14 protein-coding genes are annotated in these 17,293 nt (G+C 63.1%); 3 read left to right on the forward strand and 11 right to left on the reverse strand.

The window, feature by feature from the left end; translation table 11 throughout:
* Window positions 1-4 precede the first annotated feature (4 nt).
* From SBP01_RS11585 to SBP01_RS11605, 5 genes are read right to left on the reverse strand one after another with little or no spacing between them, the layout of a single operon-like run.
* Window positions 5-1,915: a glycosyltransferase gene (locus tag SBP01_RS11585; protein ID WP_320535877.1), complete on the reverse strand. Its 1,911-nt coding sequence runs from the start codon at window positions 1,913-1,915 to the stop codon at window positions 5-7.
* Window positions 1,912-2,805, reverse strand: a complete 894-nt coding sequence (locus tag SBP01_RS11590) for an ABC transporter ATP-binding protein (RefSeq protein ID WP_320535878.1) — start codon at window positions 2,803-2,805, stop codon at window positions 1,912-1,914. The genes SBP01_RS11585 and SBP01_RS11590 overlap by 4 nt, the downstream gene beginning before the upstream one ends.
* The gene (locus tag SBP01_RS11595; protein WP_320535879.1) at window positions 2,795-3,682 is read right to left on the reverse strand and encodes an ABC transporter permease; all 888 of its coding nucleotides are present in this window, start codon (window positions 3,680-3,682) and stop codon (window positions 2,795-2,797) included. The genes SBP01_RS11590 and SBP01_RS11595 overlap by 11 nt, the downstream gene beginning before the upstream one ends.
* Window positions 3,679-5,424 carry a glycosyltransferase family 4 protein gene (locus SBP01_RS11600; protein WP_320535880.1) on the reverse strand — a complete coding sequence of 582 codons (1,746 nt, stop codon included), beginning with the start codon at window positions 5,422-5,424 and terminating at the stop codon, window positions 3,679-3,681. Before SBP01_RS11600 ends, SBP01_RS11595 begins: the two co-directional genes overlap by 4 nt.
* Window positions 5,424-6,563, reverse strand: coding sequence for a glycosyltransferase family 4 protein (locus SBP01_RS11605; protein ID WP_320535881.1), 1,140 nt, complete (start codon window positions 6,561-6,563; stop codon window positions 5,424-5,426). Before SBP01_RS11605 ends, SBP01_RS11600 begins: the two co-directional genes overlap by 1 nt.
* Window positions 6,564-7,605: 1,042 nt before the next feature.
* Between SBP01_RS11605 and SBP01_RS11610 the strand changes: the two genes are divergently transcribed.
* Window positions 7,606-8,115 carry a DUF3515 family protein gene (locus tag SBP01_RS11610; RefSeq protein WP_320535882.1) on the forward strand — a complete coding sequence of 170 codons (510 nt, stop codon included), beginning with the start codon at window positions 7,606-7,608 and terminating at the stop codon, window positions 8,113-8,115.
* A 5-nt stretch (window positions 8,116-8,120) separates the two neighbouring features.
* Here the strand turns inward: SBP01_RS11610 and SBP01_RS11615 are convergent, their stop codons facing one another.
* Genes SBP01_RS11615 through murA form a run of 4 tightly spaced genes read right to left on the reverse strand, consistent with a single transcriptional unit; the run spans window position 8,121 to window position 12,423 of the window.
* Entirely contained in the window at window positions 8,121-9,269 is a 1,149-nt protein-coding gene (locus SBP01_RS11615) for a D-alanine--D-alanine ligase family protein (RefSeq protein WP_275216169.1), read from the reverse strand.
* A gap of 1 nt (window position 9,270) precedes the next feature.
* Window positions 9,271-10,323 (reverse strand): NAD(P)H-dependent glycerol-3-phosphate dehydrogenase, encoded by a 1,053-nt coding sequence (locus tag SBP01_RS11620; protein ID WP_275216168.1) that lies wholly within the window; start codon window positions 10,321-10,323, stop codon window positions 9,271-9,273.
* Window positions 10,320-11,087 carry a lysophospholipid acyltransferase family protein gene (locus SBP01_RS11625; protein ID WP_320535883.1) on the reverse strand — a complete coding sequence of 256 codons (768 nt, stop codon included), beginning with the start codon at window positions 11,085-11,087 and terminating at the stop codon, window positions 10,320-10,322. Before SBP01_RS11625 ends, SBP01_RS11620 begins: the two co-directional genes overlap by 4 nt.
* Window positions 11,088-11,097: 10 nt before the next feature.
* Window positions 11,098-12,423: a UDP-N-acetylglucosamine 1-carboxyvinyltransferase gene (gene murA / locus SBP01_RS11630; RefSeq protein WP_275216166.1), complete on the reverse strand. Its 1,326-nt coding sequence runs from the start codon at window positions 12,421-12,423 to the stop codon at window positions 11,098-11,100.
* A gap of 339 nt (window positions 12,424-12,762) precedes the next feature.
* Between murA and SBP01_RS11635 the strand changes: the two genes are divergently transcribed.
* Entirely contained in the window at window positions 12,763-14,343 is a 1,581-nt protein-coding gene (locus SBP01_RS11635; RefSeq protein WP_320535884.1) for a hypothetical protein, read from the forward strand.
* A 37-nt stretch (window positions 14,344-14,380) separates the two neighbouring features.
* Here the strand turns inward: SBP01_RS11635 and leuD are convergent, their stop codons facing one another.
* Together leuD and leuC are read right to left on the reverse strand one after the other, a co-directional pair.
* The gene (gene leuD / locus SBP01_RS11640) at window positions 14,381-14,983 is read right to left on the reverse strand and encodes a 3-isopropylmalate dehydratase small subunit (RefSeq protein WP_320535885.1); all 603 of its coding nucleotides are present in this window, start codon (window positions 14,981-14,983) and stop codon (window positions 14,381-14,383) included.
* Between the two features lie 9 nt (window positions 14,984-14,992).
* Window positions 14,993-16,447 (reverse strand): 3-isopropylmalate dehydratase large subunit, encoded by a 1,455-nt coding sequence (gene leuC, locus SBP01_RS11645; protein ID WP_275216163.1) that lies wholly within the window; start codon window positions 16,445-16,447, stop codon window positions 14,993-14,995.
* A 115-nt stretch (window positions 16,448-16,562) separates the two neighbouring features.
* Between leuC and SBP01_RS11650 the strand changes: the two genes are divergently transcribed.
* On the forward strand, window positions 16,563-17,282 hold the full coding sequence (locus SBP01_RS11650) for an IclR family transcriptional regulator (RefSeq protein ID WP_275216162.1): 720 nt from the start codon (window positions 16,563-16,565) through the stop codon (window positions 17,280-17,282).
* Window positions 17,283-17,293: the final 11 nt, after the last annotated feature.

The raw sequence follows: 17,293 nt of genomic DNA on the forward strand, positions 1-17,293 counted from the left end.
GTCCCTAAACGGTTGTGTGGGCAATTGGGTCACCAAAAAATTTGATGACACCGGACGCCATCAGTTCCTCATCCGAGACGTCCCAAGTGTGGCCGGTTCCTGATCGCATTTGGCAAAAATTGAAACGATCCGCTGAATAGATAGCGCCTCCCCCTTGGCCGACCGACTCGAGAAATCCGGTGTCCTCTCCTCGATTAACCGGGGCAAAGGGATTCGCTCGGAACACTTCGCGGTGAGCTGTGATGGTTGGCCCCGCCACCAAGCGGCTGTACTGGTGCTCCTTGTGTCCCGAGCGAAGCACAGTAGCGCCCCGGCTCAGGAAATGCATGTAATGAGCTTGTTTGCCCACCACTGTCGCCCGCGAATACTCCAAGGCGTGCAGCAGGTCGCGTAGGTACTCCGGCCCGTAGTAGTCATCATCGTCCATCTTTGAAAGGACTTGGCCGGTAGACGCCTCGACACACTGATTCAGACACTCACCGAGGGAAAGCTCCCGTGGTGCGGTCAGCACTTGCACATTGGAAATTCCATGTTCGCGAGCAAGCTCATCAACTAAACCGGGATGAGCCTGGAAACCATGAGTCAGGAGAACAAGCTCCAACCGGACTCCGGTCTGCCTACCCACAGATGACAGGACGTGCTCCAACTGGGCGGGACGCACCGTGCTAACGAGTGCAGTCACGGTGGGAAGCTCACTAGGACGTACCTTTTCCGGCAGTACAGCTGAAACAACCTGTTCCCCACGATGAGCGTAGGTGTGCTGGTCCCAGATGCGTCGCTGCGCCTTATGGACGGTGCGCTCACGAAGCTCGGCGCTAGCAGCAAGCATGCGAATCTGGGCAGCGGCCGTGGCCCTGGAATCTGCAACGAAAACTTCATCTGCAGGAAAGAACTCTGATACGGCTTCGGAGGGAGTACTCACAACGGGCGTACCAGAGGCCGAGATTTCAAAAATTCTGCGGGCGCACATACTTGGGGACTCGACGACTGAGTTGACGTTGAGGAACACTTTGTAGGCACGGTATGCCGTCAGCATCTGCAGGTAGTTGAGGCTACCAACCACCTGCCGCCCGTAGCCCTCTGGGAACTGGTACGCAGGGTCTCCACCGAGTAGGCGTGAGAAGATTTCAAGTGTCGCGGCCTCGGATTTACCGGCGGCGTCGGTGGCACCACCAAGCAACAAGTCAAGCTGCTCCCGTCTTTCGGGGTACTTGTGCGCGAAGTACATACCGGCGAATGCGACGCCACGCGTTTGGAAGCCATGGCCGGGCCTGACCGGATTGTGAATTGCCGGTTGAGCTGCGAACGGCAGGACAGCAACCCGATGGTGTCCCAACCGCTTTTCATAGTCTGGGATCCTGTTGACGTCACTGGTAAAGACAACGTCAAATAGACGCGCGGCCGGGAAAAAGTCTTCGAAGTGGGGAGGATCCTCCTTGTTCCAGAACACTGTCGGAATCTCTTCAGAGCGGCAATATGCCATGAGTTCCAAGAAATCAGATTTTGGCCCGGCTTCACCGGTGAGTTGGTACTGCCATGAACCCCGGTTTCCCTTCCATGCGGACTCAACAAAAAGGAAATCGATATGCGTATTGCTCAGTTCTTCCCGCCATGCCTTCCGCGATAATGGCAATACGTCCCATTCATAAGCAAAGGCCAAGGACGAGAATTCATCTAGGATCACTGCCACGCGGAGGTCCGAGCGCCGAGGTTCGAAACTCGGAACGTGATACGGCTGGAAAGAAAGACGACGGTGTTTCCCTCGACCACTCCAGCCACCTTCTGCGCCGCGTATGTTCTGAGGAATTAACACGCCGGCCTCAGCTTTGCGTCGAAGGCGCCACTGAGTCAGTTGTGGCACACCGCCTTGACGCAGATGCCAAAGCGCGGCTCTGAACTGACGAATACCGTTCACTGGTCGGCTCCTTTTCGGCGTCCTGTGATGCGAGGCAAAACCTGTGTGGCAACCAAGTTCGCCCGGGCATCGTCTTTGATGCGGGCCGCCGAGACGTTATTTCCCGTGGCGAGGTGGTCCGTGAAGCTCTTGTACGCAGCTGTTGTCTGTTGCGGGTCACCGTCCATGATCAGATCTCCGTGATCGAGCCAAATCACCCGTGAGCACATGTCTCTGATGGTCTCCAGGCTGTGGCTCACCAGGAACACGCAGCCGGCGTTCTCCCTGAGTTCGGCCATGCGCCGGCGGCTGCGGTCAACAAACTGGGCGTCACCGGTGTTCAAGGCCTCGTCGACGAGGAGGATCTCCGGATTTACGGCGGCTGCGATGGCGAAGCGCAGACGGGATCCCATGCCCGACGAATAGGACTTCATGGGCAGGTGGATGGATTTTTCCAGACCTGAGAGCTCAACAATGCTGTCGAATTTTTCCGCAATGGCGTGCCGGTCCATCCCCATGGCCAGGCAGCCTAGGACGACGTTCTGATCACCGGAGAGGTCCGGCACCAGCGCTGCATTCACGCCCAACATTATCGGCGTGCTGGACGCGTAGACGGCTCCCGCCGTCGCAGTCTCCTGCCCGCTGATGAGCTTCATCATCGTGCTCTTGCCCGAGCCGTTGCGCCCTATGATGCCTAGCGACTCCCCGCGCTCAACAACAAGGGAGAGTTCGTTAAGAGCGTGTACCTTGACGGTGCTTTGGTGGCCTGCCACTTTGCGGATCACCTTGCGGATGAAGGTCAGATCACCGTCTGCGACGTGGTCCGTGGTGGGGACCGTGTAGCTCATCCGGACTGAATCCAGAACGATGCAGGGGCTGCCATCAACAAAGACTGCTTCTTCAGCGTCCATATTTTTCTTCCCCCTGCCAGAAGAAGAACAAGCCAAACATCAGGGCGCCCAATGCGAAAACAGCCAGCGTGGCCCATGACTGCCAGAGCGGAAGACGGTTGTACAGGACGCAGTCGCGGACGATGTTGATCACGTTGAACAGTGGGTTCAACTTCATGACGTCGAGGAGCACTGGATGCGTTAGGAACTTGTCGTACGAGTAAAAGATCGCCGACCCGTACATCCACACACGGATCACGAAGGGTAGCAAGTGGTTGAGGTCATTGACCTTGGAAATGAAGCGGGCAAGGATCAGACCTACGCCCAAGTTGAAGACAGCTTGCAAAGCAACCGCGGGAACGACCAGAAGCCAGAGGGGCCCGATCTTCTCGGCTGGAGGCACCACTACGATAATCAGCAGCATCGCCAGGACGAGAGGGACTGCCGACAAAATTTCCCGGAGGTTGGCGCCTATTGGAAGTGCGGCTCGTGGAAAGTTGAAGGCTTGGACTATGGCCTTGTTACTGCGCACCGAGCGGGCTCCTGCCGTAATCGCACCCGAACTGAACTGAAATAGAAAAATCCCAATAACGAGGTATCCGACGTAATTCTCGATGCCGCCGCTTGTGTTTAACAGGAGACCAAAAATCAGGTAATACGTCATCCCATTGAACACTGGGTTGAGTAGCAGCCAAGCACTCCCCAAGCGGTCCCGCCGCGTTCCACTCTGAACCCGCGCCCGGGCATCATAAAAAATGAATTGTCTGAAGTCCCACAGCTGAACGAGATAATCGAGGAATCCGGGCCGCGCGCCTACCCGGGTCAGTTCCCGCATGTCCACAGACAGGGGCTGAACGGCAGCAGGTGCCGCCAGGTTCTGCTTCTCGTTAAGACTCAACGCGCGTTCTCCATCAATCTCCTATAGGCCGCTGACATGGCCGACGCATTGGCTGCCCAGGTCCGGGTTTCCAATACTGCCTTTCGCCCTGCAGCCCCCAATCGCCGCCGCAACTCGCTGGAGGCCAGCAGTTGTTCGAGCTTTTCGGCCAAGTCAGCAGGGTTCTCCGAGTCGGTCAGCGTGCCGCTGACGCCGTCCTCTACAATCTCAGCGAGGGCTGGAAGGCGGCTGGCCACCACGGGACGTGCACAGGCCATGGCCTCTACCGGCTTTAGTGGCGTCACGTCCCGGGTGACGGGAAGATCTTTACGGGGCACGACGAACAAGTCTAGCGCCTGGTGGTACAGATGGGCTTCGCTTCGGGGCACCCGTCCCGTAAAGATGACGCGTCCACCGAGGCCCAGAGCCCTAGCCTGTTCCTTCAATGCGGGTGAAGATACGCCGTCTCCCACGATGAGAAGTTTCAGTCGAGGATGGGTGGGCGCCAGCAGGGCAAAAGCGCTGATGAGGTCATCGATGCCCTCATAGGCAACCAGACTGCTCACTGTCCCGATGTATTGTCCTTCGGGGTCGAGGCCCAGTGCTGCGCGTGCCGCTGTCGGCGTTCCGGGTTCGGCCAGGAAACTGCCGCCGACGGCGTTCGGTGCCACGAGTACCCTCGCTTCCGGAACTCCGGCTGCGACAATGTTGCCTTTCATGGCCTCACCGAGCGTCACCACCAGGTCCGCGGCCAGCATGGCCTCCTTTTCGCGTTCCTGGAAAAGCCGGTAGCGTTCGCTGTTGCGGGCCTCAGGTCCCCTGGTGGCCGCCCAGGTGTCGGCCAGCTGGCCACGGACCTCGTAGACCCACGGGATGTTCAGGGCCTCGGCGACAGCGCGGGTGACGATCGCGTTCACATGGTGCGTAGTGGTGTGCAGGACGGCCGGCCGAAAGGCCAGAGCAACGGACAGCAGCGCCTCAGCCTGCTGCTGCAGCCGCGCGTCCATAGTGGCCGCCAGCCGGGCTGGCAGCAGCCGCTCGTAGGTGACGCCATCCACCACGTCCCGTCTGCGCGCGGCCAATTTCCCCACCTGTACGGGATAACCCAGCCGTGTCACGGCGAGAGTTTCCCAGCCAGCTTCCTGCTGGGCCAGCAAAACCGAGTGTGAACGTTGCGCATAGCCACTGGCCGTGTGGGGCAGCGAGTTGGTGAGAACGTGAAGCACGCGCCGGGGCAGCGGCTCATAGCGTACTGCGCCGAGTTCCGGCCGCCAGCCCTGAAGGATGCGCAAGTCAGCAGCGAGGCGCCTCCCCTGCCGCCTTTCTGCGGCATTCGGGGCATTTTCCAGAATCCCGACGGCGGCCGCCATTGCGCCGCTGTACCAGAACCTCCGGGCCTGCGCGGCACGGATCCGGCGGGCGCCCTTGGCGAGCACCAGAAAAGCGTTAGCCAGGTCCGGACGGTCGGCAACGAGGGCAACATCTGCCAAGGCCCGCGCGTGTTCGGCAGAACAGCTGCCGCGCGTCAGCGCAGCTTCCAGACGACGAATCACGTCCGGCTGGTCGCCCCCGATCAGGCTGGCTAGCAGCACCGGTTCCCACGTGCTGTCCGGGCGGGAGCTGCGGCGCACCAGCTTCGCGACCGGCTGTACTGCCCGAGCCGGCAGTCGACGCGAAACCTGCAGCAGAAGCAGGGCAGGGTCGTCGGAAAGGTGTTGCCCCGCGGTTCCTGCTGCGAGGCGGAGGTTAGTCACAAACTGCATCACGAGCGCGGGCCGCGCCTGGCTTCGAGCAGCCCCTGAATCAGGTCCATATATTGCGCGGCGAGCAGTGGGAAGTCCGCATTCTCCTTGACCCACTGACGGCTGTCCCCGCTGCGGACCAGCTTTCCACGGTCCTGCGCCAGTGACTTCCACAATCCGGCAACGGCTTGAGGGCTGCTGGGGACGATATCGCCAGCTCCAGCCTCCTCCACGATCCGTGCAGCCTCTCCCCGGACAATGGCTGTGACGTGGCGCCCCACTGCTAAGACTTCGTACGTCTTGGACGGGACGGTGGTCTCGAAGGACTTCCAGTCGTCCCGCAGTGACACCACACAGGTGTCCGCCGACGCGTAGCGGTCCATGACTTCCTGGCCATGCAGTGAATCGTGAAAGGTCACCGGCGCGTTAAGCTCCCTGGCGAGTCTTTCAAGAGCGGGCCGCTGCACTCCGTGGCCCACCATGTGCAGGTGCATCGAATCCCCCACCAAAGCGCTCGCTTGGATAGCGACTTCGAGCCGCTGGCTTTTGCCGTGGTTTCCGAGATACAGGGCCTCAAAAACAGGGCGATGAAGGGCTGGGGGCTCAAGCACTGGGAGCGCTTCCAGCATCACCCCGTTGCTGATGGTGGCAACGTTTTTTAGGCCGCGTGCTCTCAACGTCTCAGCGAACCCCTCGGTCACCGTCACCACAAGATCCGCACGCCGCTGGACAAATTCAACGACCCGCTCCGCGAGGCTTTTGACGTTACCCTGCACGAGGCGGGCGTCCCGGGCAAGGTCCGGCCAGGCGTCCCGCATCTCCACCACCAAGGGAATGCGGCGAAGCCGGGCAATGGCGTAGCCGGCCCCCAGCATTGGCAGACTAGGGGCCGTGACGACGAGTACGTCGGAGTGCCGGGTAAGCAAACCAAGCGGAATTGACAGGAGGGCGGAGAAACACTGATCGAGAAACTTAGCCGCGTGGAAGTTTCCGTGGCGCAAGTAGGGAACACGCCTTATTAGCTCCGCATATTTGCCCTTTTGGCCGCAAAAAGCGCGTCCAGCCATCCGGCGTGGCAATTGCCTGCGCCCGTGGGGTGCGTGAGCTACCGGGGTTATGACGTCAATCTGCCAGCCAGCCGTACTCAGTTCCTTGACCAAGGCGCTCCACCGCCGCTGCGGAGGACTGCTCTCCGGCCAGTAGGAGTGAGTCAGGAGCGTAAGGCGAGGCACGTGCGAGGCAGGGACGTTCCTATTTGTTGTCAGCACTATCCGTTCTACTTCACGGACTTGGACGGAACTCGCGTCCCTTTGGACCCGAGGACGCGGAAGTACAGTACCCCTGCACCCAGCAGGATCAGTACGGTAAGGACCTGAACGTAGAGGGGGCTCTCTGCCGCCGTCGTAACCACCGCATCAAAAGTCTTAGCTACCGGTCCAGGGACGCTGGCTGGTGCAGCTTCGGCCTTGGCTTGAGGCACAGTGATTGGGGACGGTGTAAGAGACGGCTCAAGCGCTGCCGGAACGGCTTCGGCCGTTTCAGGGGCCGTGACATTTTCGCTCGGCGCCGAAAGAACGGCTGCGGGCATTGACGGCGTCGGCGCTTGCGCGGGAGCGGCCGGCGCCGGAATTTCGGCCGCCTGCGTGGTCTGGACGGGAGCCGGTCCAAGATCTGCTGAAGGCACCATGGGCACTGCCGGGTCCAGCGGCGCAGGCACCAACACAGGGTCCGTCACTGGTGCCGGATCAGTCACGATCGGATCCGGCACTGGGGAAGGAACCACCACGGGATCCAGCCCAGGCGGTGTTTCACCTGAGGTCGGCGGCGGCGGATTAACGATAGTCACGGGCGGGGTCTCGCCATCCGCATATGCCGCTGGAATCGTGCCAGCGGTCAACAGCAGGGCGCACGCCACGGCGGTCGCCCACCGACGCCCAATGCTTCTTTTATTTGTCACTCGATGCCCCCCAGGCTGCCTACGTTACAGACTGATGCTAGTCCCACCAGGAATCCCCAGGTGGGACGCCATTAGTTGTTGTACGAGGAAGGTCCAGTCACTGGACTTCGCCCTAAGTTTACTGTATTTGGGATCGGAACCGTGTGCGCCAAGGCTGAACGAACCGGTCAGTCCCCGCACCCCGCAGTCTTCCGGGGGTCCGCCGTGGCTCAAATCATGCTGCCACTTCCCGCTAGGCTGGACAGATGCAGCACCCCAGATCCTCCGCAACCCTCCGCGCCGGCTGTTCCCTTTTCGCGGTGACTCTTTCGGTCCTCGCTCTCACCGCCTGCTCCCCCGCCGTGGACGTGGCCCCTGCCGCCGACGCGGCCAACCCTGCCTGCGCGCCCATGATGGTGGCCCTGCCGGACGCCATCGGCGACGCGAAACTGCGGAAGACCAACAGCCAGGCCACCGCGGCCTGGGGGGACCCCTCGCAGGTGATCCTGCGCTGCGGGGTGAACGTTCCGGGGCCCACGACGGACCGCTGCGTGAGCGTCAACGGCGTTGACTGGGTCATCAAGGAAGCGGACTCCGCATGGACGCTGACCACTTTCGGCCGCAAGCCGGCCACCGAGATCCTCCTCACCAAGGATCAGGAGACCATCAGTTCCGCCACGGTCCTTGCTGATCTCTCCGGGGCTGCGGCTAAGATTCCGGCCACCGGGAACTGCGTGGGCCAGGAAGACCTGCAGAACCTGCCCACGAGCAAGTAGGCCTGCTACCGCAGTCCGGTCTTCCGGTTGAGCGCCAGGTAGATCAGCTCGTCAATGAGGTCCGCGTAGCCAAGGCCGGACGCTGCCCACATCTGCGGGTACATGCTCTTGGGCGTGAACCCCGGCATGGTGTTGATCTCGTTGATGATCAGTTCACCCTCGGGGGTGTAGAAGAAATCAACCCGGCTCAGCCCTTCCGCTCCGACGGCGTCAAAGGCCACCGCCGCCAGTTCCCGCACCCTGGCGATTGCTTCCTCCGGGATGTCGGCCGGGCAGCTGAGTGAAGCGGCGTCGTCCTCAACATATTTGGCGTTGAAATCATAGAAATCATGGCCGCCCCCTGCCACGGAGATCTCCCCCGGCATGGAGGTGCGCGGCGCCGCGGTTCCGCGCCCTTCGAGGACGGCACACTCGATTTCGCGTCCCACGATGCCGGCTTCAATGACCAGCTTGCGGTCGTGGCGCCGGGCTTCCTCGACGGCGGCATCAAGTTCCTCGAGCGAATCCACCTTGGAGATGCCCATGGAGGATCCGGCCCTGGCAGGCTTGACGAACACCGGGAAGCCGAGCCGGTCCACCTGCTTGCGGACGGCCTCGGCGTCGTTGAGCCACTGACGGTCCGTGACCGCCACATACGGGCCCACCCGCAGTCCGGCAGCCTCGAAAACAACCTTCATGTAGTGCTTGTCCATGCCCACCGCGGATGCGAGCACGCCGGCGCCCACGTAGCGGGTGTCAGAGAGTTCGAGGAGCCCTTGAATGGTGCCGTCCTCTCCGAACGGGCCGTGGAGCAGCGGGAACACCACATCAACGGTGCCCAGTTCGCGGGGAACCGTGTCCGGCGAGGCCACAATCAGCTGGTGCTCCCCGCCGATCTCGGCGAGGGTCACGGTCTCGGACGACGCCGGGACCTCGGGCAGTGATGCCGCGGACAGCGACCACTGGGCGGTGTCCGCGGCTGCCAGGACCCATTGCCCGGACTTGGCGATGCCGATGGGTATGACGTCGTACTTGTCTTTGTTGATGGCGCCCAGCACGCCGGCAGCCGTCACGCAGCTGACCGCATGCTCGCTGGAACGGCCGCCAAAAAGCACCGCCACCCGTGGTTTCGACCGGCGCGCGGGTTCCGCTGCGGCCAGGTTGTGCTCAGACATCTCAGTAATCGCCTTCAGGTTTCAGGTCCCGGGACAGCAGCAGCGGTCCCAGTTGGTCAACGGAAAGTTTGCCGGCGAGGACGGCGACGACGGCGGCGGTAATGGGCATTTCCACGCCCAGTTTCCCTGCGAGATCGTGCACGGCCTGGCCTGATTTTATGCCTTCGGCCGTCTGCGTCATCTTCAGCGCAAGCTCGTCCAGGGTCAGGCCCTGGCCCAGCAGCCTGCCGGCCGTATGGTTACGCGACAATGATGAGGAGCAGGTTGCCACCAGGTCCCCCAGGCCGGCGAGTCCGGCCATGGTCCGGGCTTCCCCGCCAAGGGCAAGGGCCAGCCTTGACGTTTCGGCCAGGCCCCGCGTGATGACGGAAGCCTTGGTGTTGTCACCCATCTGTTTGCCCTCGCAAATGCCGACGGCCAGGGCGATGACGTTCTTGACGATTCCGCCGATCTCCACACCCACCACGTCCCCGGTGGTGTAGGGGCGGAAGTAGGGGGCGGTGCAGCTTCTGGCAATCCAGCCCGCTGTCGCCTCGTCGCTGCACGCCACCACGGAAGCCGTCGGTTCTTCACGGGCAATCTCCATGGCGAGGTTCGGGCCCGAAACCACCGCGATGCGGTGGTCAGGAATCCCCAGTTCCTCGCCGATGACCTGGCTCATGCGTGCATCGGTGCCCAGTTCCAGGCCCTTCATCAGGGACACCACCACAGCATCCGGGGCAATCAGGGCCTTCCACTCGCGGAGCTGGAGGCGCAGCGACTGTGCGGGCACTGCCAGGACCACCAGGTCCGCACCGGCTAATACGTGCCGCACCTCCGTGGACGCAGTGATGCTGCCGGGCAGCACGGTGTCCTTCAGGTACTGCTCGTTGCGGTGGACCGCATTGATCTGCTCCACCACTTCGCTACGCCGGCCCCACAGCCGGATGCTGCGTTCCACACCAGCGGCCGTGGCAGCGTCGGCAAGGATCTTCGCGAACGTGGTTCCCCAGGAACCGGCGCCCAGCACGGCAACGGAGCGGGCCGAGCCCGGGCGGCTTCGCTCAGCGGTCACGTTGCGTCCGCTGCGTCGTCAGGGCGTCCCCGGTCAACAAAGCGGCCATGCGAAGCCTGGTTGTGTTTGGAGGGGTCCCACCGCTCGGTGGGAGGTGTTTCGCCCCGGATGCCGGCAAGCAGCTCCGTCACGGCGTCCATGATGGCCTCGGTCGCGGCGGTGAGGGTTGCCTTGTCCAGCGGTTTGCCTGCAAACGGACTAAGGTCAACGGGTTTGCCCACCACTACCCGTGACGTCTTACGCGGGAAAAGGTGGAAGCTCTTGGCATAGCGCGGGAAAACCTCGTGGGCGCCCCAATGCGCGATGGGCACTACGGGGATTCCACCTTCGAGGGCGAGGCGTGCTGCTCCGGTGTGGCCCTTCATCGGCCACAGCTCCGGATCACGCGTCAGGGTGCCCTCGGGGTAGATGATGATGGCCCCGCCGTCAGCCACGATCTCCTGGGCGAGCTGCAGCGAGCGGTTTGCACCCGCCGTCGAGCGTTCCACCGGAATCTGGCGGGTGGCCCGGAGGACAGCGCCCAGAACCGGAACCTTGAAGAGCCCTGCCTTGGCGAGGAAGTGAGGGGCACGTTTCTGGTTGTACAGGAGGTGGCCCACAATGAGCGGATCGATTTCCGTGCAGTGGTTGGGCGCGGCAATAAAACCGCCTTCCGGAAGGTTTTCCAGGCCTTCCCACTTCTTGTTCATCATGCCGTTGAGCACGGTCCGCACGATGCCGGCCACCACAACAAACGTGGCCCGGCTCTTGGCCGTTTCCTTCATGTTCCCCCCGTTACTTCGTCGAGGTGATGTCGAAGTCCGCGCCGAGTCCGGCGAGCTTCTCAGTGAAACGCTCGTAGCCCCGGTTAATAATGTCGATGCCGGTCACACGGGACGTGCCGGTGGCAGCAAGCGCGGCAATGAGGTGGCTGAAACCGCCGCGAAGGTCCGGGACATCAATGTCGGTGCCCTTGAGCTGTGTGGGACCTGAGATAACGGCGGAGTGGAGGAAGTTCCGCTGCCCGAAACGGCACGGCACGCTGCCCAGGCACTCGCGGTGCACCTGGATGCTGGCGCCCATCCGAATGAGGGCGTCAGTGAAACCGAACCTGTTTTCGTAGACCGTCTCATGAACGATCGACACGCCCTCCGCCTGGGTCAGTGCCACCACCAGGGGCTGTTGCCAGTCAGTCATGAAGCCGGGGTGCACATCAGTCTCGAGGACCAGCGGGTTGAGCTTGCCCCCCTTGTGGTAGAAGCGGATACCGTCCTCGCCGATATCCATGCCGCCGCCCACCTTGCGGTAAGTGTTCAGGAACGTCATCATGTCCCGCTGGGAGGCGCCTTCGACGAAGATGTCTCCCTTGGTAACCAGTGCGGCGGAAGCCCACGACGCCGATTCGTTGCGGTCCGAGAGTGCGCGGTGGTTGTAGCCGCCCAGGTCCCTGACGCCTTCGATGCGGATGGTCCGGTCAGTCTGGACGCTGATGATGGCGCCCATCTTCTGCAGCACGGCGATGAGGTCGATGATCTCGGGCTCCGTGGCGGCGCCGGAAAGTTCGGTGATGCCTTCGGCGCGCGTGGCGCTGAGCAGCACCTGCTCGGTGGCTCCGACTGACGGATACGGCAGCGAGATTTTTGCTCCCTGCAGCCCGCGCGGCGCGGAGATGTGGATGCCGCCTGGCCGTTTTTCAACCACGGCGCCAAACTGGCGCAGCACGTTGAGGTGGTAGTCGATGGGCCGGTCGCCAATCTTGCAGCCGCCCAGGTCGGGGATGAAGGCCTCACCGATCGCGTGGATGAGGGGACCGCAGAGCAGGATGGGAATCCGCGAATCGCCGGCATGGGCGTCAATCGCGGTGCTCGGCGCGGTCTTGGCTGCCTTGGGATCCAGGGTGAGGTCACCGCTGACGGGATCCTTCACGACGGTCACCCCGTGCAGCTGCAGCAGGGACGTGACAACTTCGACGTCCTTGATCTCCGGAACGTTCCGCAATACCGAGGGTTCGTTGCCCAGCAAGGCTGCCACCATCGCTTTGGGAACAAGATTCTTGGCCCCACGGACGTTGACGCGGCCTGTAAGCGGGACTCCGCCGCGGATTGTCAGAACACTACTCATATACCGGTTTCCTTACGATTGCTCGCCCTCAAACACTTGCAAAGGCTCCAGCTAAGCATAGGAGGTCACGTTACCGAACCGAAATACGGCATGCCAGGCTCGTGGGTTGCGGCCGCCGCTGCATGCCCGCAACCGGGGCGAGTATCAGGGCCGAAAATATGAGTAGCCGTTACCCGTTTCCAAGTGTTGCTATGCCCCTGGGCGGGAGACCATCCTGTCCATATGGCCCACGGTTTCAACCCAGAGCGCCAGGTATCGCCTGTAAAGCAACCAGCTGGGAGGCGCCGCAGATTTACTCCTCGTCGCGCTTACAGCGCGTCCTTGTTGGTGGTGGCTATCATGACTCTCCTTGCGGCGTTCCTCACACCGGCGGACGCCGCGCCCTTCACCACCCCGGCCCCTGCCTTTCCCATTAGCGGATACTTCATCCGTGCCGGGGGCAGTAACGCCCTGAATGCAGACAAATTGGATCGCATCAAGGCCGCCGGGGGCGATTCCGTCATCACCCCCGGAACCAGGCTCAAGCCGGCTGGCTGGGCCGAACTTCCAGCGGACTGCAGGATCGGCTCGGTGAACTGCGGCCAGGCGGCCACGCTCGGAGTGCGGGTGAACAGAGTATTTACGTATTCCGACGGGAACCAGTGGGGCAAAAAAGCCCTGGCCTGCCCCCGGGACCAAAGCATCGCCGCCAACGGCAAATTGTTCACCATTCTGGTTGTTCCGGCCGATGGAAGCGGCTGTGACTCGTCAGACAACAGCTATGACGTCATTGTGATCAGCGGCGGGACAACCAAAGCCGCCAGCGCAACTGTTTCATTGGCCAAGGCGGCAACCAAACGGAAGATGAGACTCTATGCAGGTTTGCCGATCCCGGTGATGCGGAACGACGTGCCGTACCTGCCTGACCTCAGCTACCAAAACACCTTTGCGCAATTTACGGACAGATATCTCAGGTATCAGAAGGCCGTCAGCAACGTAGCCGGCCTGGCCGGGTTCTACCTCGCCGTTGAGATGCCGCTGAGCGCCGGATTCGACTCTGTCCTGACCACCTACCGCATCCAGAACGAAGCAATCCACCGCATCATGCCGACCCGGGCCGCGGTTGTCAGCCCGTACTTGGATGCCCGGGTAGCTGCCGGAGGCAGGACACCTCTTGCCGGCGTCGCCGACGCCGTTCGCACCATCGCCCTGACGGCCAGCGGAGTGAACCTCAGCATCGCGGTCCAGGACGGCATGGGGACCGGCAAGGGCGGCGCCTACTTCGGCAATGAGGAGGGGACTGCGGTGGATGCACCGGCATCGGCGATCGTCGGTGAGGGCACATGGGGCACTAAGTACCTCGCCTCCACACGCGACTACTTCCAGGCCGCAGCGGCCGGAGTCGCCGGTACGACAGCCACCTTGTGGGCCAATGTTGAGGGCATGGCACCGGCCACAGGGTCCAACGCATGCGATACGAATCCGCGCGGCCAAACCACCCTGGCGCGCCTGCACCGGCAACTGCAGCAAGTGGGAAACGCGCCACAGAAGCTCATTTCCTTCATGTGGGACACGTACTACACCTGCGTTGGCACGGGGACTCCACTGGAGCAGCAGCTCCGCTCAGGCAAAGCCACGCCCGTGATCACCGACAGCTCGTTCACTGCCGGCACGGGCGCCGTGGCCATCACCGGCTACAACCTCTATGGCGCCAAAGTCGAGGTGAACTGGACCGACGCCGCAGGGCAGAAGCTGAGCAAGGTGGTGGCCACGGACTACTTTGACGGCTCCTTCGGCGCGCGGCGGGGGCAGAACCCCCGGTTGCAGACGGTGATGGCGAACGTGGGAGAAACGAACCTCAGCCCGGACGACTACTACACAATCAGCGTTACCAACGCGTGGGGCGCCCTCAGCGACGCCGACTACGCGAAGCACAACTAGCCACGGGCTTCACGGTGCCCCCGCACGAAGAAGTGCCCTAGGAAAGCCGTGCCGGCAGCGTGGTCGGTTTGAACGCAGGACGGGTCGCCTCGTAGGCGGTGATGTCCTCTTCGTGCTGGAGCGTCAGCCCGATGTCATCCAGGCCCTCGAGGAGCCGCCAGCGGGTGTAGTCGTCAATCTCGAACGGGGCCACGATGGTGCCGCAGCTCACGGTCTTCGAGACCAGATCAACGGTCACCTCGGTGCCGGGGGCGTTTTCCAGCTCTTTCCAGATCAGCTCGATGTCATCCTGGGCCAGCTCGGCGGCCAGCAGGCCCTGCTTGCCGGAGTTGCCGCGGAAGATGTCGGCGAAGCGGGACGAGAGGACCGTTTTGAAGCCGTAGTCCTTCAGGGCCCAGACGGCGTGCTCGCGGGAGGAGCCGGTGCCGAAGTCCGGCCCTGCCACCAGAACGGAGCCTGCGTTGTAGGGGGTCTGGTTGAGGATGAAGGCCGGATCTTTGCGCCAGGCGGAGAAGAGCGCGTCTTCAAAGCCGGTGCGGGTGATCCGCTTCAGGTACACGGCCGGGATGATCTGGTCCGTGTCAACGTTGCTTTGGCGCAGCGGGACGCCGATGCCGGTGTGGGTGGTGAACTTTTCCATGGCGGGCTCCTAGGCGGCGTCGGTGCGGGTGGCGGCGGATGCGGGGGCCGGGTCAAGGTCCGACGGCGAGCTCAGCGTTCCGCGGATGGCGGTGGCGGCTGCCACCACCGGGGAGACCAGGTGCGTGCGTCCGCCCTTGCCCTGCCGGCCTTCGAAGTTACGGTTTGAGGTTGAGGCGCAGCGCTCCCCCACCTCGAGCTGGTCCGGGTTCATGCCCAGGCACATGGAGCAGCCGGCGAAGCGCCACTCGGCACCGAAGTCCTTGAACACCTTGTCCAGGCCTTCGGCCTCGGCCTCCAGCCGGACCCGGGCTGAACCGGGAACCACCAGCATGCGGATGTTGGGGTCCTTCTCGCGGCCGCGGATGATGTCCGCTGCGGCCCGGAGGTCCTCCATGCGGGAGTTGGTGCAGGAACCCAGGAAGACGGTGTCCACCCGGATGTCCTTCATGGGGGTGCCGGCGGTCAGGCCCATGTACTGCAGGGCGCGCTCGGCGGCCGCCTTGGCGTTCTCGTCGCCGAAATCCTCCGGCGAGGGTACTGAAGCTGAAAGCGAAACGCCCTGGCCGGGGTTGGTGCCCCAGGTGACGAACGGCTCCAGGGTGTCCGCATCCAGGTCAACCTCGGCGTCAAACGTCGCGTCGTCGTCGGTACGCAGGGTGTTCCAGTACTCGACGGCGGCATCCCAGTCCGCTCCCTGGGGAGCGTGCGGGCGGCCGAACATGTAGTCGTAGGTGGTTTGGTCCGGGGCCACCAGGCCTGCGCGGGCACCGGCCTCGATGGACATGTTGCAGATGGTCATCCGTGCTTCCATGGACAGGGCGCGGATTGCGGAGCCGCGGTATTCCAGGACATAGCCCTGGCCCCCGCCGGTGCCGATCTTGGCGATGACCGCAAGGATGATGTCCTTGGCCGTGACGCCCGGACGCAGGGTGCCTTCAACGTTGATGGCCATGGTCTTGAACGGCTTCAGCGAAAGCGTTTGGGTGGCCATGACGTGTTCCACCTCGGACGTGCCGATGCCCATGGCCAGCGCGCCGAATGCCCCGTGCGTGGAGGTGTGCGAGTCGCCGCAGACCACTGTCATGCCCGGCTGGGTGAGGCCCAGCTGCGGGCCGACAACGTGCACGATGCCCTGCTCGGCGTCCCCGAGCGAATGCAGCCGGACACCGAATTCCGCGCAGTTGTTGCGCAGCGTCTGGATCTGGGTGCGGCTGGTGAGATCGGCGATGGGCTTGTCGATGTCCAGCGTAGGGGTGTTGTGGTCCTCGGTGGCGATGGTGAGATCCGGGCGGCGCAGCTTGCGGCCGGCGAGGCGGAGGCCCTCGAAGGCCTGCGGGGACGTCACCTCGTGGACGAGGTGGAGATCGATGAAGAGAAGGTCGGGCTGGGCGTTGGCTCCCTCGCCGTCGCCTTTGCGCACCACGTGTGCGTCCCAGACTTTCTCGGCCAGTGTTTTTGCCACGGCCAGCTCCCTTCACTGCATGTTTTGGCTGTTAAGCTCCACTGAACCAGCAGCGGTGTGCAATATGCCACTCAAAAGATTTGCATCTCAGATAATGAGACGGCAATATCATTACATGGACAATTCTAGCGGCGTCGGTGTCATTGATAAAGCGGCCCATGTTTTGGACGCATTGGAGGCCGGGCCCACCACCCTGGCACAGCTGGTGGCCGCCACAGGACTGGCGCGGCCCACCGTTCACCGGCTTGCCCTGGCCCTGATCCACCACCGCCTGGTCGCCCGGGACATCCAGGGCAGGTTTGTGCTGGGCAGCCGCCTGGTCGAGCTAGCTTCCGCCGCGGGCGAGGACCGGCTCATTGCCTCGGCCGGGCCCATCCTGATGCAGCTGCGGGACGCCACCGGCGAGAGCTCGCAGATCTTCCGCCGCCAGGGCGAGTGGCGCGTCTGCGTCGCCTCTGCGGAGCGGCCCATCGGCCTGCGCGACACCATTCCTGTCGGCACCCAGCTTTCCATGAAGGCTGGCTCCGCCGCCCAGGTCCTGCTGGCGTGGGAAGATCATGACCGGCTGCTTGAGGGCCTGCAGTCAGCACGCTTCACGCCGACTGTTCTGGCAGGTGTACGACGCCGGGGCTGGGGACAGAGCCTTGGCGAACGAGAGCCGGGGGTCGCCTCCGTCTCGGCCCCGGTGCGGGGACCGTCCGGCCGCGTCATCGCCGCCGTCTCCATTTCAGGGCCGATCGAACGCCTGACCCGGCAGCCTGGCCGGCTTCACGCCGAGGTGGTCTGCAATGCCGGCCGGCTCCTGACCGAGGCGCTGCGGAAAAACAACGACTGAGGCGCTGACGC

Source organism: Pseudarthrobacter sp. IC2-21 (assembly GCF_034048115.1).
GTDB lineage: Bacteria > Actinomycetota > Actinomycetes > Actinomycetales > Micrococcaceae > Arthrobacter > Arthrobacter naphthalenicus.

Excerpts from the sequence above, each read along its gene's own strand:
- leuD (WP_320535885.1), bottom strand. The coding sequence starts at position 14,983 with ATGGAAAAGTTCACCACCCACACCGGCATCGGCGTCCCGCTGCGCCAA.
- SBP01_RS11590 (WP_320535878.1), bottom strand. The coding sequence starts at position 2,805 with ATGGACGCTGAAGAAGCAGTCTTTGTTGATGGCAGCCCCTGCATCGTT.
- SBP01_RS11615 (WP_275216169.1), bottom strand. The coding sequence starts at position 9,269 with ATGTCTGAGCACAACCTGGCCGCAGCGGAACCCGCGCGCCGGTCGAAA.
- SBP01_RS11610 (WP_320535882.1), top strand. The coding sequence starts at position 7,606 with ATGCAGCACCCCAGATCCTCCGCAACCCTCCGCGCCGGCTGTTCCCTT.
- SBP01_RS11635 (WP_320535884.1), top strand. The coding sequence starts at position 12,763 with ATGACTCTCCTTGCGGCGTTCCTCACACCGGCGGACGCCGCGCCCTTC.
- murA (WP_275216166.1), bottom strand. The coding sequence starts at position 12,423 with ATGAGTAGTGTTCTGACAATCCGCGGCGGAGTCCCGCTTACAGGCCGC.
- SBP01_RS11600 (WP_320535880.1), bottom strand. The coding sequence starts at position 5,424 with ATGCAGTTTGTGACTAACCTCCGCCTCGCAGCAGGAACCGCGGGGCAA.
- SBP01_RS11650 (WP_275216162.1), top strand. The coding sequence starts at position 16,563 with ATGGACAATTCTAGCGGCGTCGGTGTCATTGATAAAGCGGCCCATGTT.
- SBP01_RS11625 (WP_320535883.1), bottom strand. The coding sequence starts at position 11,087 with ATGAAGGAAACGGCCAAGAGCCGGGCCACGTTTGTTGTGGTGGCCGGC.